The sequence below is a fragment of the Paraburkholderia sp. SIMBA_027 genome (genome assembly GCF_046535315.1).
Lineage (GTDB): Bacteria > Pseudomonadota > Gammaproteobacteria > Burkholderiales > Burkholderiaceae > Paraburkholderia > Paraburkholderia tropica.
Map to the genome: position 1 here is coordinate 1 of NZ_JAWRWY010001042.1, position 256 is coordinate 256.

The window sequence follows — 256 nt, forward strand, 5'->3', positions numbered from 1 at the left end:
GTAATACAGGGTTCGCACTTCGCCCAGCGGTTGTTGTGTGTCCAGGGACGACAGGGCCTCGCGGCGATAGATGATCGATTGAAGGAAACGTTGCAACGGTGCCAACAGGCTCTGTTCGTCATGAAAGGGCAGGCGTTGCTGCCAGAGCGCATTGAACTCATCCAGTACGTACAACTCGGCATGACCTTCATTGACCCGGTAGAACACCTGTACGCAATCGGCCAGGCCCATGGGCAGCAGCAACGCCAAGTCGTGG

At 57.0% G+C, this 256-nt stretch carries 1 protein-coding gene; it reads right to left on the reverse strand.

The window, feature by feature from the left end; genetic code table 11:
- The coding region (locus SB764_RS42290; RefSeq protein ID WP_410867076.1) for a hypothetical protein at positions 1-243 on the reverse strand (243 nt) is incomplete at its 3' end.
- Between the last annotated feature and the right edge of the window lie 13 nt (positions 244-256).